Genomic DNA, 14,127 nt, shown 5'->3' on the forward strand with positions numbered 1-14,127 from the left:
GGCTGGGGCTGTTCGTGGCGTTGATGGCGGGCGGGGGCGTGTTCCTGCTGGTGCGGCGGATGATGGCGCCCCTGGGCGCGCTGACGGCGGCGGCGGCGCGCGTGGTGGCGGAAGGGGACTTCAGCGGCACGTTGAACATCCACTCCCATGACGAGATCGGCCAGCTGGCCACGTCCTTCGGGGAGATGATGGCGCGGCTGCGCGCGGTGCTGCTGGCGCTGAAGAACTCCGCGCAGGAGCTGGAGGCCACGGCGCTGGAGCTGGCGAACTCCGCGTCGGACCAGAACCTGGCGGTGACGCGGCAGGCGGCGGCGCTGCACCAGACGCAGATCGCCGCGCGGCAGCTTCAGGAGAGCTCGCGGGCGGCGGCGCAGCGGGCCACGGGCGTGCTGCGCGAGGCGGAGAAGGCGGGCGCGGTGGGGCAGGCGGGGCGAGTCCGCGGTGGCGGGCAGCGTGGGCGGACTCACGCACATCCGCTCGCAGGTGGAGCGCATCTCCAACACGGTGTCGGAGCTGCGGCAGAGCACGCGGCAGGTGGGCGACATCACCGGCACGGTGAAGGACCTGGCGGACCAGTCCAACGTGCTGGCGCTGAACGCGGCCATCGAAGCGGCGCGCAGCGGTGAGGCGGGGAGGGCGTTCGCGGTGGTGGCCCGGCAGATGCGGTCGCTGGCGGACCAGTCCGCGACGGCCACGGCGCGCGTGCAGACCATCCTGGCGGACATCGGCCGCGCCATCTCCGAGGCCGTCCAGACGAGCGAGGGTGGCACGCGCGAGGTGGAGGGCGGCCTGGAGCAGGCGCGCGCGGCGGGAGAGAGCCTGCGCGCGCTGGCCGCGGTCATCCAGAACAACAGCGTGTCCGTGAAGAGCATCGCGGACATGGTGAGCCAGCAGGACGCGGGCATCGCGGAGCTGTTCGCCGCGCTGAGCGATTTGACCCGGCTGGCGGACGAGACGGTGGAGCGCGTGGCCACCAGCGCCGTGGCCGCCGCGCGCCTCACCACCGCGTCCCACGAGGTCAGCAACATCGTGGGGCAGTACCGCCTGTGACGGCTTGAGGGCCGTGCGCTACGCCGCCTCTCCGCCGTCGATGGCGTAGGCCGCGCCGGTGATGGGCGCCGCCGCGTCCGACGCGAGGAAGAGGCACATCGCGGCCACCTCCTCCGGCTGGATGATGCGGCCCATGGCGCTCATGGCGGCCAGGGCCTCGCGGGCCTGCTCCTCGCTGCGGCCCGTCGTCTTGGTGATGGCGGCCGTCGCGCCCGCGAACATGTCCGTCTCCACCCAGCCCGGGTTCACGATGTTCACGGTGACGTTCTTGCGCGCGTACTCCACGGACAGCGCGCGCGTCAGCCCCAGCAGCGCGTGCTTGGACGCGCAATAGGCGGACGTGTACTTCGCCCCGCGCGTCGCGGTGATGGACCCGATGTTGATGACGCGCCCGCCGCCCGCGGACGCCATGGCGGGCATCAGCTCACGGCACAGCAGGAAGGGCGCCGTCACGTTCACGGCCATCACCTTCGCCAGGTCCGCCGTGGACGTCTTCGTCAGCGGCGCGGACACGGTGATGCCCGCATTGTTCACCAGCACGCGGGGCGTGCCCGCCGCCAGCACGGTCTTGCACGCCGCCAGCAGCGCGGACTCGTCCGCCACGTCCACCGTGAGCGCGCGGATGTGTTCGCCCCCTTCCTTGCGCAGCGCCTCCAGCGACTCCGCCGAGCGCGCCAGCGCCCAGACGTCATAGCCCTCGCGCGCGAACGCCAGGGACACCGCGCGGCCAATGCCCCGGCTCGCGCCCGTCACCACCACCGTCTTCGTCGTCTCGTTTGCCATGGACGGACAGCATAGGTCGCCACGCGTGATTCGTACGGACGGTGCACGGCGAAATGCATCATTCGCGATGCCGGGGGCTCTTCAAGACAACACCCACTGCACCGGAGTCCTCTGCCCATGAAGTCGTTCAAGCACGGCCTGCTGGCCGCCTCCTGTCTGATGCTCGCGTCCACGTCCGCACTCGCCGCCGCGCCCACCGGCATCAACCCGCGAGTCCTCGGCACACGCGCCATCGTCGCGTGCGACGCGGTGGAGAAGTCCTGCGGCGTGGCCAGCATCTCCTTCCCCTCGGGCATCAGCGGCCTGGTGCCCTACGGCCGCCCGGACGTGGCGGTGGCCTCCATGTTCTATCCCTCGGTGGATGACGCCGAGGCGATCATCGCCCGCACCGACGCGGGCGACACGGCCCAGGCCGCCGTCGACTACGTGTTCACCGTGGACCCGTACGCGGACTACCGGCAGCTGGCCGCGGTGAAGCTCAACGCCGATGGCACCACCACCGTGGGCCAGCAGACCGGGGCGCAGAGCGCATCGCAGCGCTGCGCGGTGAAGGGCGCGAACTTCGTGGTGCAGGCCAACAACCAGACCACCGCCACCATCTGCGACGCCATGGTGAGGGGCTTCCAGCAGGCCACGGGCAGCCTGCCGCAGCGGCTGCTCGCGTCGCTCAAGGCGGGCGCCCGGGTGGGCGGAGACAACAACGGCGAGCGCTCCGGCGTCATCCGCGTCTGGAGCTCGGAGAACGAGGCGGTCTTCTACACGAAGGTGCTCGCGGACGCCGTCGTGCACGGCAGCAAGAACGCGCTGCGCGAGCTGGACGTGGAGATGAACCGCTACCAGGCGGGCGTCGCGGCGCCGTACGCGTCGGACCTCATCCCGCTCGACAAGGAGACGACGAAGGTCGTGAAGCGCGTGCTGCACAAGCTCGGGTACTACCGGGGCCGCATGGACGCGACCTGGAACGACGCCGCGGAAGCCGCGCTGTATGACTTCAACTGGAACAACCTCTTCTTCCTCAAGCCCACGGTGGTGGTGGACGGCCAGCGGAAGATCGACGGTCCGCTGGTCAACTTCCTGCGCGACGCGGACCTGGATGCGCTCGCGCCCGCGAAGCGCTGACGCGCCGGTGGTTTGACGGCTCCGGCATGGCGACGTTAAGCAAGTCGCCATGCCCCGCGCCGACATCACCGACCTGTTCCGCATCGACGACCTGCTGTCCGCCGAGGAGAAGGCCGCCCGCGACGCGGTGGCCCGCTTCGTGGACGCGGAGGTGCTGCCCATCATCGGCAAGCACTTCCGAGACGGCACCTTCCCCGCGCACCTCATCCCGGGCCTGGCGGAGCTGGGCGTGCTGGGCGCGAACCTCCAGGGCTACGGCTGCGCGGGCATGAACACCGTCAGCTACGGCCTGGTGTTGCAGGAGCTGGAGCGCGGTGACTCCGGCCTGCGCAGCTTCGCGTCCGTGCAGGGCTCGCTGTGCATGTTCCCCATCCACGCCTACGGCAGCGAGGAGCAGAAGGCGCGCTTCCTGCCCGGCATGGCGAAGGGACAGCTCATCGGCTGCTTCGGCCTCACCGAGCCCGACTTCGGCTCCAACCCCGGCGGCATGCGTGCCCGCGCGCGGAAGGATGGAGACAGCTGGGTGCTCAATGGCACCAAGGCGTGGATTACCAACGGCAGCATCGCGGACGTCGCGGTGGTGTGGGCGAAGACGGACGACGGCGGTCCGGAGTCCGTGCGCGGCTTCCTGGTGGAGAAGGGGATGCCCGGCTTCAGCGCGCGGGAGATTCCCGGCAAGTTCTCCCTGCGCGCGTCGCGCACCAGCGAGCTGTCCTTCCAGGACGTGCGCGTGCCGGACCGCAACGTGCTGCCCGGCGTGGTGGGCCTGCGCGGTCCGCTGTCGTGCCTCAACAACGCGCGGGCGGGCATCGCGTTCGCGGTGACGGGCGCGGCCATCGCGTGCTTCGAGGGCGCGCGCGAGTACGCGCTGTCCCGCACGCAGTTCGACGGCAAGTCCATCGCCGGCTACCAGCTCACGCAGGAGAAGCTGGCGGACATGCTCCAGGAGATCGTGAAGGCGCAGCTCTTGAGCCTGCGGCTCGCGCGCCTCAAGGACGAGGGCAAGAGCAACCCCGTGATGGTGAGCCTGGCCAAGCGCAACAACGTGAAGAGCGCGCTCGACATCGCCCGCGTGGCCCGGAGCATCTACGGCGCCAACGGCATCACGGACGACTATCCGCCCGTGCGTCACATGCTCAATCTGGAGTCTGTCTTCACCTACGAGGGCACCCACGAGGTGCACACGCTGGTGCTGGGCAAGGCCATCACCGGCATCGACGCGTTCGGCTGAGGCCGGCGCGGACATCCGGTGGAAGCCGCGCCTCCCCTCGCTCCCGGATGGGAAGGAGGGGAGGGCACGGGAAGGAACGTCAGGACTGGGGGCTGCCTTCGCCGCTCGGCTCGCCAGACGGCTCGGAGGACGCTTCGGCGGACTCGCCGCCCTCCTCGGAGCCTTCCGCGGACGCCTCGGGCTCGTCGGGCGTCTCCACCGCGGTGCCGGAGGCCTCGGCGGCCTGCTGCGCCTTGAGCTCCTCGTCGTTCATGAAGCCGACGGGGTTCTCCTTGCGGTTGAAGAAGCGCACGGCCTTCTGCGACAGCGCGAACATCTGCTCGGCCGCGGCGGCGGGCACCAGCGAGTGCTCAATCTGCGCGGGCTCCGGACGCTCCACCACGCCCAGCTCGCCGTCCTCCAGCTGCTTGGCCTGCGCGGGGCTCAGCTCCATGCGGCGCAGCTTTCCCTTGCGCGTCATGAAGTAGAAGGCCGTCTCGCCCGGCTCCTGCGGCACCTGGGCGCCCAGCACCAGCTCGCGCAGGGCGCGGTCCAGCTCCACCTGCTTCTTGGACTCGGCGCGCTGGTAGGCCTTGGAGCCCGGCAGGGGCGGCAGCTTGGGGATGGGCTTCTCCGAGGGCACGCCCGGACGCACGTTGGCGCCGAACCCGCCCTGGGGACCGCCCCGGAAGCCTCCGCCCTGGCGCGGCGGACCGCCCGCACCCTGGCGCGGGGGACCTCCGGCGCCGCGCGGGGGGCCTCCACCGCCCTCACGGCGCGGCGGACCTCCGCGGTCATCGCGGCGCGGCGGGCCTCCGGCTGTCCGATTCTCATCACGTCCACGAGGGGCCGGGGCGCGTGGAGCGCTCCCCCGGTTGTCCTCCTGGCGCCGTGGCGCCGAGGGCATGGAGTCGGACTTCTTGGCCTGCTCCTCGGAGACGAGGCCCGCTTTCAACAACTTGTCTCGCAGGTTCTGCATGGGTTGGGCGTTCTATCCCTTGCACGGCTGCACGCAAGCCACCGCTTGCCGCTCATGTCCCCCCCACGTAACTTGCCGCCCCCGCCGTCCTGGTCGTGGAGGTTCCGTGAGAAGTCTGACGAAGTCCGCCGCCCTCGCCCTGGTCCTGGCAGCCGCCGGCTGCTCCGACCCCGTCGACAAGGCGGCCAAGGCCCGCATCTTCTCTCCGGAGGACCCGCCGAAGGTGGTGGCCTCGGCGAAGGAGAAGCTGCCGCCGGAGGACGTCGCGGACAACCCCCAGGTGTCGCGCCGCATCCTGGGCATGGACGCCGCGGAGGTGACCGAGCGGCTGGGCCCGCACTTCTTCCAGTCCACCCTCAGCTACGAGTGGGCCGGTCCCAACGGCAACAACCCGGTGAAGCTCACGGAGACGCGCTCCTTCCGCGCGGGCCCCGGCGGCGTCAACGGCGACTTCCACGGCGTCCTGGAGAACTCCCGGGACCAGGGCCTGGAGGTGATGCGCGTGAAGGGGCAGGTGTTCGCGCGCAACCGCTACGGCCCGTACCGCCAGCGCCTGCGCGACCGGGGCATGGCCGAGCGCACCCGCACGGAGCTGACGGGCGCCATCCGCGACTTCGACAGCCTCTTCCAGGGCCGCATCAAGCTCACCCCCGCGGGCACCGTCACCCACGAGGGGCGCACCGCGTGGAAATACAACGTCTCCCTGGGCGCGCCCCAGGAGGGCGGCGCCCCCAAGAAGATGCCCGCCGCCTTCTCCCCGAAGAACGCGGACGAGACGACGAAGCGCCGCGCCAACTTCTTCGCGCACCGGCTGCCCCGCTCGCTGGAGGGCGAGGTGCTGGTGGACGCGGCCACCTCCGTCGTCCTCAAGGCCCGGCTGGATGGCCGCATCGGCGTGCCCCAGGAGAAGACCCCGGAGGCCGCGGAGCTGCGCATGACGCTGGAGTCCAGCCTGACGGAGATTGGCAAGGACCCCGGGCTGCAGCCGCCCCAGGACTTCCTGCCGGACGCGGACAAGCCCCAGGGCATCGCGGACGCGCTGGACCACTTCGGCATCCCGCGCAACAAGGCCGGGGACTCGCCCGCCGCCCCGGGGGCCACGCCCGGCGCCCCGGACCCGGAGGACGAGGCCGAGGGCAACTGACGCACCTGTCGCACCTCGCCGGGCTGTGACGGCCGTGTCCTGCAAGGGCCGCGGCCTCCACCCGGCCCTCCCCGCAAGTGCCTGACGCGGCTGGGGAATCCCCCTGGCCCTGGCCTTGCTCCGGGGGGAGGCCATGTTCCGCTCCGCCCTCCCCCTGGCGTGCGCCGGGCTCGCACTCCTGGCGACCCCCGCCCTCGCTGAACCCGCCAACAACCTGGGCATCACCGTCGCGCCGCTGGGGGCCTACGTGCTCCAGGGGCGGACGGAGGCGGAGCGCACGGTGGGCTACAGCGCGGGCCTGGGCTGGGCGTACCGCAAGCCGGAGGCGGTGGTGGAGGTGGGAGGGCACCTGGCGTCCAGCCGGCACCTGACGGAGGTGACGCCCATGTCCGTGCGCGTGGTGCCCCTGGGGGACACCCGGGTGCGGCCCTTCCTGGGGGTGGGGGCCAGCCTGCTGGTGCCGCACTCCCGGCCCCGGCCCACGGCCCCGGATACGCTGGGCCGCCGCGTGCTCCAGGTGGGCGTGGAGCTGAGCGGCGGCGTCGGCGTGGAGCTGGGCCAGAACCTCTTCCTGTCCGCCGAGGCGCGCTACCAGAACTTCTCCGCCAGGGGCTCCCCCTTCTCCGGCGAGCGGCAGAGCCTGCGCTCCACGTTCCTGGGGCTGGGGATGCGCCTGTAGCTGTAGCGGGTGGGGCGGGTCGCTACAGACAGGCAGCGGCCTGTTGGAAGAAATTTTGACGGCCCTCTTGCGTCCTCTACAATCCTCGTCGGTTGCGGCCCAGACGCATCTGACATGCTCGGGTGTTCAGGCGTGCACAACAGAGGGAGCGGAGATGGAGCGCAAGGTCGGAAGTAGCACGTTGACCGCGAAAGAGGTCAAGGCGGCGCTGGAGAAGTCCACCACGCTGACGGCCGAGGAAGAGAAGGCCCTGCGCATGCGCCACGGCGCGGGCGCCCCCAGCAAGAGCGCGCCGCTGCCCCGCGCCGCCGGTGCCAACGCGGAGCTCGCGGACGAGCTGCTCGTCATCGAGATGCAGCTGATGAAGGCCATGCGCGCGCGCACCGGCCAGACGCGCACGGCGGCCAACGCCTCCAAGGCGCCGGCCCGCGAGGTCGCTCCGGCCAACGCGGCGAAGGACAAGATCGTCCGCGCGCTGCGCTCCAAGAAGAAGTAGGGGGCTGTATTCCCTACTGGTTGAGGATGGCCACGAGGCGCGCTCCCGCCTCGGGCAGCGCCAGCGGCGTGCCCGAGACCTCCGTGGCCAGTCCCTCCGCGTCGGCGGCGCCGCCCCGCGCGAAGAGCCCCTTGAGCCAGGCGAAGGCCGCGGGGTTGCGCCAGAAGTCCTCGTTGAACCGCTCCAGCAGGGACGCGGTGAGCCGGGTCTCCAGGGCCCAGGCCCGCAGGTAGCGGGTGACGTAGAGCTGTGAATCCACGTCATGCAGGAAGAAGCCCGGGTGCGGCTGCGCGAAGAGGGCGCGGCGCTGGCCGTCGGCGTACTCGTCCGCGCGGTCGGCGGAGGCGCCCTTCGTGCTGAGGGACAGCTCGTAGGACAGCTTCGCGCAGTGGCGGCGCAGCACGGCCAGGGCCTGGAACGCGGCCAGGCGCACGGCGTCCTTCGTGGTGCCGGACGGCAGGCCCAGGTAGCGCTTGAGCCAGGGCGGGGACAAGAGCAGCCGCTCGAAGGTGGCGGCGTACGCCTCCGTCACGGAGGCATCCCCCAGCCGGCGCAGCTCCATGGGGGCGTCCTCGTCCACGTGCGCCAGGTGCCACGCGTGGCCCAGCTCGTGGAGCAGGTCGCCCAGCGCGTCCATGCCGCTCCGGGGTTGGAGGACCAGGCGGATTTCGTGGGGCACGCGTACGGCGGCGACGAAGGGGCGTGACGCCTTGCCGGGGCGGGCCTCGTCATCCAGGCGGATGCGGCTGCCCGCGTTGGGGTGGAGGCCCCAGTCGGACAGCCAGCGCATCACGGCGGGGACGGTGTCCTCGCGGCGGAAGTGGGCGTCCATCCACGGGGCGCGCAGGGCGTGCTGCACGTCGTGGCGCCGGGCCTCGCCGCCGGGCAGCGGGCGCAGGGTGGGCTCCAGCTTGCGCAGCACGTAGGCCAGCACGTCGCGGTAGGCGTCCTCGGTGCGCTTCAGCGTCTCCTCGGCGCCTTCCGCCAGCTTGCCCGCGTCGATGCCGGTGACGTCCTGGCGCAGCGACGGGTAGTCCGGGAAGCCCAGCACCTCCGCGGTCTGGAGGGTGGCGTCGCGCCGGTCGCCATACGGGCCCCGGTTCTCCCAGAGGAAGTTGCCGGCGCCTCGCTCCAGCAGGGCGCGGCGGGCGCGGTTGGACTCGCGCGGCAGCTGGGACAGGGCCTGGGCCAGCGACAGCGTCGTGTCGTCCGCGGGGATGTGGGAGCGGGCCTCCAGCGCGACCACGGCGTCCGCCGCGGGCAGGGCGAGGGACTCCTCCACCTGGGTGGCGATGAGCTCGCGCACCAGCGAGATGCGGCGGATGGCGACGGGGTCGGGGTCGTCCTTGCCCTTCGCGCGGGCCAGCGCCTCGTTGGCGGCGGCGAAGGTCTCCGGCGACGACAGCTCCGGGAAGGACGCGTACAGGCGTGCGACGGGGAGGTCCGGGGAGAGTCCGGCGCCGTAGCGGTACTGGAGGGTGGCCAGCTCGGCGAGGAAGTCATCCAGCCGCGACCGGACGGAGAGCAGGGGGCGGTCCATGGCGGCGCGGAAGGTAACAGGAAGCCCGCGTCAGGGCAGGGAGCACGCGCATAGAGTGTCGCGCCATGTCCTTCCCCTCCGTTGCCTGGCCGCATGCCCCCCGGGAATCCCTGCTGGAAGGGGCCGGCTCGCGATGAAGCGCCGGACGTTCAAGGCGGAAGGGGCGCACGCGGGCCGCGCGCTGGTGGACGCGGTGGCGGCGGAGCTGGCGCTGCCGGTGGCGGACGTGCGGCGGCTGGTGGACGTGGGGGCCGTGTACGTGGCCGGGAAGCGCGCGAGGGACGGCGCCGTGAAGCTCCTGCCCTCGCAGGTGGTGACGGTGGTGCTGGAGGAGGCGGGGCAGAGCCCGCTGGAGGCTCCGAAGCCCGCCGCCCCCATGCGCGTGCTGTTCGAGGACGCGGACGTCCTCGCGGTGGACAAGCCCGCGGGCCTCAACGCGCAGCCCACGGAAGGCCGCGTGGGCGGCAGCCTGGTGGACCTGGTGGGCGAGCACCTGGGACGGCAGGCGGGGCTGGTGCACCGGTTGGACCGGGAGACCTCCGGGGTGACGGTGTTCGGCAAGACGGCGGCCGCCACCTCCGCGCTGGCCGAGGCGTTCCGGGAGGGCACCGCGCGCAAGCGCTACCTCGCGGCGACGGGGCCGGGGCTGGAGGCGGGCGGCACGGTGGACCTGCCCCTGTCGAAGGACCCCTCGCGGCCGGGGCGTTGGCGGGCGACCCGCGCGGCCAACGGCGTGCCCGCGTGGACGGACTACCGGACGCTGTTCGCGGGGGAGGCGTTCAGCCTGGTGGAGCTGCTGCCCCGGACGGGCCGCACGCACCAGCTCCGGGCGCACCTGACGGCGCTGGGGCATCCCATCCTGGGAGATGCGCGCTATGGCGGCGCGGGGAGCGCGGGGAGCCTGGTGGCGCCGCGCTGCCTGCTGCACGCGCATGCGTTGGAGTTGGGCCATCCGCGCACGGGCCGGCCGCTGCGGCTGGAGGCGCCGGTGCCGGACGACCTGAGGGCCTTCTTCGAGGCGGCGGGGGTGCGCGTTCCGGAGGGGCCCATCGTGGCCGTGGAGGGCTCCTGAGAACCTGGAAAACCGGGGGGCTTTCGTGGGTGCGGACGGGTGCCCCCGTCGCGCGCATCGTGTGTAGACTGGGGGCTTCATGGGTGGCGGGAGACACGGCAAGGGCCCACTGACGCCGGAGCCCTCCTCGCGCGGACCGGGGATGGGGTCGCGGGGAGACGACGTGCGAGGCGCGGTGGCCCAGGTCTGCCGGGATGCCGCCCGGCTGCTCCAGGAGGGGCAGGCGGCGCGGGCGTACTCCGGCCTGGTCTCCGCCAGCCGCTCCCTGCCGATGACGCCCCGGCTCGCGGCGGTGCTGGTGCGGTGCGCGCTGAAGGCGGGCACGGAGCGCGCGGTCATCACCCTGCTGGACGCGGCGATGGTCACGGAGCGGGGCGAGGTGCGCCGCGAGGTCCGCCGTCAGCTGTCGAGGGTGTTGCGCCGCACGGGCCAGGAAGCTCGCGCCGCGGCGGTGCTCAACGGGTTGTTGATGGACGCGCCCGACGACGCCCGGGCCCGCTTCGTGCTCGACGTGCTGCGCGAGCGGGTGGCGAAGGCGAAGCCTCCGGCGGAGGACGAGGAGTCCCGGACGAAGACCGTGGAGGTGTCCGCGCTGGCGCTGTCGGATCCGGAGCTGGGCAACACGGTGGTGGAGATGCCGGTGGTGGCGGCGCCGTCCTCGCCGGCGTGGGCGCCCCGGGCCGCCACGGTGCAGGTCCCGCTGGGCGAGTGGGCGGAGCTGGGACGGACGGCGGCGCCGCGAGGGCCGGAGTTCCCCTGGGATGACGAAGGCCCGGGCAAGGCCCGGGTGGTGACACCGCCGCAAGGCGCGAAGACCGTTCCGGAGCCTGTGTCTCCCGAGCCCGAGGTGGAGGCTGGCGAGACGCGCGAGGACACCGGGGCTGTGCCCGCGCCCGTCGTTGCTCCGTCCTCGACCGTGCCTGAACACGTCATCGCGGCGTTGAGCGCGTTGATGCTGTCAGGCCCGGCACGGACGACTGAGCCCGTGGCCGCGTCCGAAGTGAAGGCCGAGCAGGTGGAGGTGCCGAAGCCCGCTGCCGCGCCACCGTTGTTCGAGGCGACGCAGGTCTTCGGCAAGAAGCTCGAAGATGCGCCGCCGGCCGATGCCGCCCAGGCCAGCAACGAAACGCCTGCGCCCGCCGTGGTAGATGAGTCGACGTCGGAGAGGATCCTTTCGCGTCCGGCCGAGCCCGAGGCTGAAGCGCAGGCCAAGGCCTCCAGCGAGGACGCAGCGGCCTCGAGCAAGCCGGCTCCACGTCAGCCGGATGCGGTGCTGGTGCCGGGCGCGCCAGCGATGGCGTTCGACGACCAGGAAGCCACGTCGGAGATCGTCCCGCCCGAGCGTTCCGAAGCGGAGAAGGGCGCTCCCGCGTCAACGCCGTCCGGTGACGGAAAGCCATCCGCTCCGCGACGCGCCTCCGTGCTGGTCCCCGCCGCATCGAAGCCTGCGTTCGACGAGGAGGAATCGACTTCGGAAGTCGTCTTCCCCCAGCAGGACTCCACCGCACAGGCCGCGCCCAAGCGCGACTCCACGCGCGTTCCCTCGGTGAAGCCCTCCGAGCCCGCCGCGCCAGATGCTCCGGCCCCGGCGCGCCCCGTGGACGAGGGCTCGGAGCGGGCGCAGTCCCAGCGTCAGGAAGCCCAGCTCATCGCGCGGCGTGCGTGGCGCGAGCTGGCCCAGCTGTATCTCAAGCGCGCGGACCGCGCGAAGGACGCCCCCGAGCGCGCCGAAGCGCTCACGCGGCTCGCGGAGGTGATGGAGAACGAGCTCCAGGACTCCGCGGGCGCCGCGCGCATGTACCGGGAGATCGTCGAGCTGACCGGTGAGCGCACCGCGCTGCGTGAACAGGTCCGCCTGTTGTCGCAGCGGGAGGACGCCTCGCTCGTGCGCCGTGCGCTCGACGACGCGATTGCCCGGGCGAGGACGTCGCGAGCCCGCGCCGTGGCGCTGCTGACGCGAGGTGAGCGTCAGCTCAACATGGGCAACCCCGCGAAGGCGCGCGAGGACTTCGAGGCGGCGGATGCGCTGGTGCCCGGGATGCTGCCCGTGCTCGCGGGGCTGGTGCGCAGCGTCTCCGACGACGAGCGCTTCGCCCAGGTCGAGCGCCTGCGCGCCGCCTGTGCCGCCGCGCCACGACGCGCACCGGATCGCCTGGAGGCGCTGCGGGTGCTCGCGCAGACCGCGGAGGAGTCCCTGGGCGACCTGCGCATCGCGCAGTGGGCCTGGGCGGAGGTGTTGGCGGAGAGCCCGGACAATGATCAACCCCGGGAGCACCTGCTGGCGCTCGCGCGCCGCCTGGGCGACCTGCCCGCGTTGAGCGCGCTGCTGCACGCGCAGCTCGCCCGTGAGCCCCGGGGGCCGGCCGCGCGCAAGGCGCACCTGGAGCGGGTGGCCACGCTGGAGGCGATGGGCGACGCGGGCGCGGCGCTGGCGGAGCTGCGTCAGGCCGTGCGTTTCGAGCCGGGGCACAAGGAAGCCTGGCTGCTGCTCGCGGACCGCTGCACCGAGCGCGAGCAGTTCGGCGAGGCCGCCTGGGCGTTGGAGAACGCGGCCACCGCGACAGAGGACGACGAGGAGCGCCAGCGCACGTGGGAGCGGCTCGCGCTCTTCTGCCGCGAGGTGCTGCACAACACCGAGAAGGCCCGCCTCTACGCGCGCCGCGCGGAAAGCCTGCGCAAGGCCCGCGAGCAGCGCGCCCGTCCGCCGCAGCCGGAGCCCGCGCGACCGGCATCCCCGCAGCCCGCAGGGGTACCGCCGCCGTCGGTGCTCGTCGCGCCGCCAGTCGCCACGGGCCGGGTGCCCGCGGCGAAGAGCAAGGACCCGTCCGACGAGGTGACGTCCAACACGGACGTCCCGTCGCTGCTCCAGGCGGAGGAGTCCTCACCGGAGAAGCGCGCGCCCAAGGTGAAGGACCGGCCTCCAGCGAACGAGGAGCTCGACGCGGCTCCAGGCAACAAGAAGCGCGGGCGCACGTCGCGGCAGGAGCCAGGGCGAGGCGACGAAGCCTCAAAGGCCCCCTCTGGACGGCACGCAGCGGTAGGAGACAGTGCTCAGGGAGCGGAAGCGCGGCGGCGTCCGGCCTCCGGCAAGGCTTCGGTGGGAAGCGCTGTCTTCTTCGCGGATACAGCGCCGGGAGCGGAGGTCGAACTCCCGCTCAAGGCCCCATCGGGCCGTCACGCGCCGGTGGACGCCGCACGCCAGCCGAAGAGTCCGTCCGGTCGTCACGCCCCCGTAGGCGCCACGGCAGTGAGCACGGATGCCGTACGCGAACCGAAGGCTCCCTCAGGCAGCCACGCACCCGTCGGTGCCACGGACACCACGCGCCAGCCCAAGGCCCCGTCCGGACGCCACGCCCCGGTCGCGAGCGCATCTCCGGACGCGGAGCCACCCCGTCGCTCCGCTTCCACCAAGGTCCCAGCGGAGAGCCCGGTCTCCCTCGCGGATTCCGACCCCGCGCCTGGCCGCATGGCCCGGGCCGCGAAGCCGGCTCGCGGCGGCACGGCCCAGGACCCAGGCTCCACGCCAGAGGCCACGCCCGACCGCAAGCCGCGAGCCGCCGCCACGCCTCCGCGCGAAAGGACCACGGCCTTCGGCGCACCGCTCGCTCCGGAACTGGAGCCTGAACCTCCATCCGCGTCGCGCAAGGCTGCTCCCGAGGACAACGCCTCCGCCCGTTCCTCCAAGAACGCGGGCACGCAGGTCCGCGAAGCGCCCTCGCGCGTGGAACGCGCCCCTCGCGCCGGACACGCGCCCCGCGCCCCGTTGTCCGCCAGCGGTGTAGAGCCCCCAGCCGCCGCGCCGCGCGCCATGGCCGGAGCCTCGCGCCCCGTCGCCCCTCCTTCGAAGGGGCGCGGCGCTCCCGAAGCCCCGCCCGACATCCCCCTCCTCAGCCAGATTCCATCGGAGGACGAAGACGAGGACGCCCAGGAGCTCGGCGGCGGGCCCGTGGAGGCCACGAGCGTCATCGCCTGGGAGGCCCCTCCCGGCCGCATGGACCCCGTGCGCCGCATCCACCGCGCAGGCCGTCCCGAAGGCACCGTCGCAGGCCCCGCCC

At 72.9% G+C, this 14,127-nt stretch carries 12 protein-coding genes; 9 read left to right on the forward strand and 3 right to left on the reverse strand.

Translation table 11 applies throughout. The features are described from left to right. Positions 1-626, forward strand: a 626-nt coding sequence (locus D7X96_RS41680) for a HAMP domain-containing protein (protein ID WP_306449871.1), incomplete at its 5' end; no start/stop codon positions are given. Further along, a complete protein-coding gene (locus D7X96_RS41685) occupies positions 535-1,050 on the forward strand; it encodes a methyl-accepting chemotaxis protein (RefSeq protein ID WP_306449873.1) in 516 nt (171 codons plus the stop codon). The genes D7X96_RS41680 and D7X96_RS41685, both read left to right, overlap by 92 nt. Positions 1,051-1,068: 18 nt before the next feature. On the opposite strand, the gene D7X96_RS36555 is transcribed toward D7X96_RS41685, so the two are convergent. Beyond that, a complete protein-coding gene (locus D7X96_RS36555; RefSeq protein ID WP_120550478.1) occupies positions 1,069-1,833 on the reverse strand; it encodes an SDR family NAD(P)-dependent oxidoreductase in 765 nt (254 codons plus the stop codon). Positions 1,834-1,950: 117 nt separating this feature from the next. Here D7X96_RS36555 and D7X96_RS36560 point away from each other — a divergent pair, with 117 nt between their 5' ends. Continuing rightward, the gene (locus D7X96_RS36560; RefSeq protein WP_121725179.1) at positions 1,951-2,952 is read left to right on the forward strand and encodes a DUF1028 domain-containing protein; all 1,002 of its coding nucleotides are present in this window, start codon (positions 1,951-1,953) and stop codon (positions 2,950-2,952) included. A gap of 49 nt (positions 2,953-3,001) precedes the next feature. Continuing rightward, a complete protein-coding gene (locus D7X96_RS36565) occupies positions 3,002-4,183 on the forward strand; it encodes an acyl-CoA dehydrogenase family protein (protein WP_120550476.1) in 1,182 nt (393 codons plus the stop codon). A 79-nt stretch (positions 4,184-4,262) separates the two neighbouring features. On the opposite strand, the gene D7X96_RS41300 is transcribed toward D7X96_RS36565, so the two are convergent. Next, positions 4,263-4,805, reverse strand: a complete 543-nt coding sequence (locus tag D7X96_RS41300) for a DUF2058 family protein (protein WP_233610224.1) — start codon at positions 4,803-4,805, stop codon at positions 4,263-4,265. Between the two features lie 442 nt (positions 4,806-5,247). On the opposite strand from D7X96_RS41300, the gene D7X96_RS36575 reads away from it, so the two are divergent. The 3 genes from D7X96_RS36575 to D7X96_RS36585 all read left to right on the forward strand — a co-directional run bounded on the left by D7X96_RS36575 (position 5,248) and on the right by D7X96_RS36585 (position 7,460). Next, complete coding sequence (locus D7X96_RS36575; RefSeq protein ID WP_199747272.1) at positions 5,248-6,285, forward strand: hypothetical protein; 1,038 nt, start codon at positions 5,248-5,250, stop codon at positions 6,283-6,285. Between the two features lie 133 nt (positions 6,286-6,418). Further along, positions 6,419-6,964, forward strand: coding sequence for a hypothetical protein (locus D7X96_RS36580; protein ID WP_121771816.1), 546 nt, complete (start codon positions 6,419-6,421; stop codon positions 6,962-6,964). 154 nt (positions 6,965-7,118) lie between these two features. Then, the gene (locus D7X96_RS36585; RefSeq protein ID WP_120550473.1) at positions 7,119-7,460 is read left to right on the forward strand and encodes a hypothetical protein; all 342 of its coding nucleotides are present in this window, start codon (positions 7,119-7,121) and stop codon (positions 7,458-7,460) included. A gap of 13 nt (positions 7,461-7,473) precedes the next feature. On the opposite strand, the gene D7X96_RS36590 is transcribed toward D7X96_RS36585, so the two are convergent. Beyond that, on the reverse strand, positions 7,474-9,000 hold the full coding sequence (locus D7X96_RS36590; RefSeq protein ID WP_121725032.1) for a peptidase M3: 1,527 nt from the start codon (positions 8,998-9,000) through the stop codon (positions 7,474-7,476). A 133-nt stretch (positions 9,001-9,133) separates the two neighbouring features. Between D7X96_RS36590 and D7X96_RS36595 the strand changes: the two genes are divergently transcribed. After that, positions 9,134-10,072, forward strand: coding sequence for an RluA family pseudouridine synthase (locus D7X96_RS36595; RefSeq protein WP_121725031.1), 939 nt, complete (start codon positions 9,134-9,136; stop codon positions 10,070-10,072). 142 nt (positions 10,073-10,214) lie between these two features. After that, on the forward strand, positions 10,215-14,127 hold a 3,913-nt coding region (locus D7X96_RS36600), incomplete at its 3' end, for a tetratricopeptide repeat protein (protein WP_121771817.1).

Source organism: Corallococcus interemptor, assembly GCF_003668875.1.
Classification (GTDB): Bacteria; Myxococcota; Myxococcia; order Myxococcales; family Myxococcaceae; genus Corallococcus; species Corallococcus interemptor.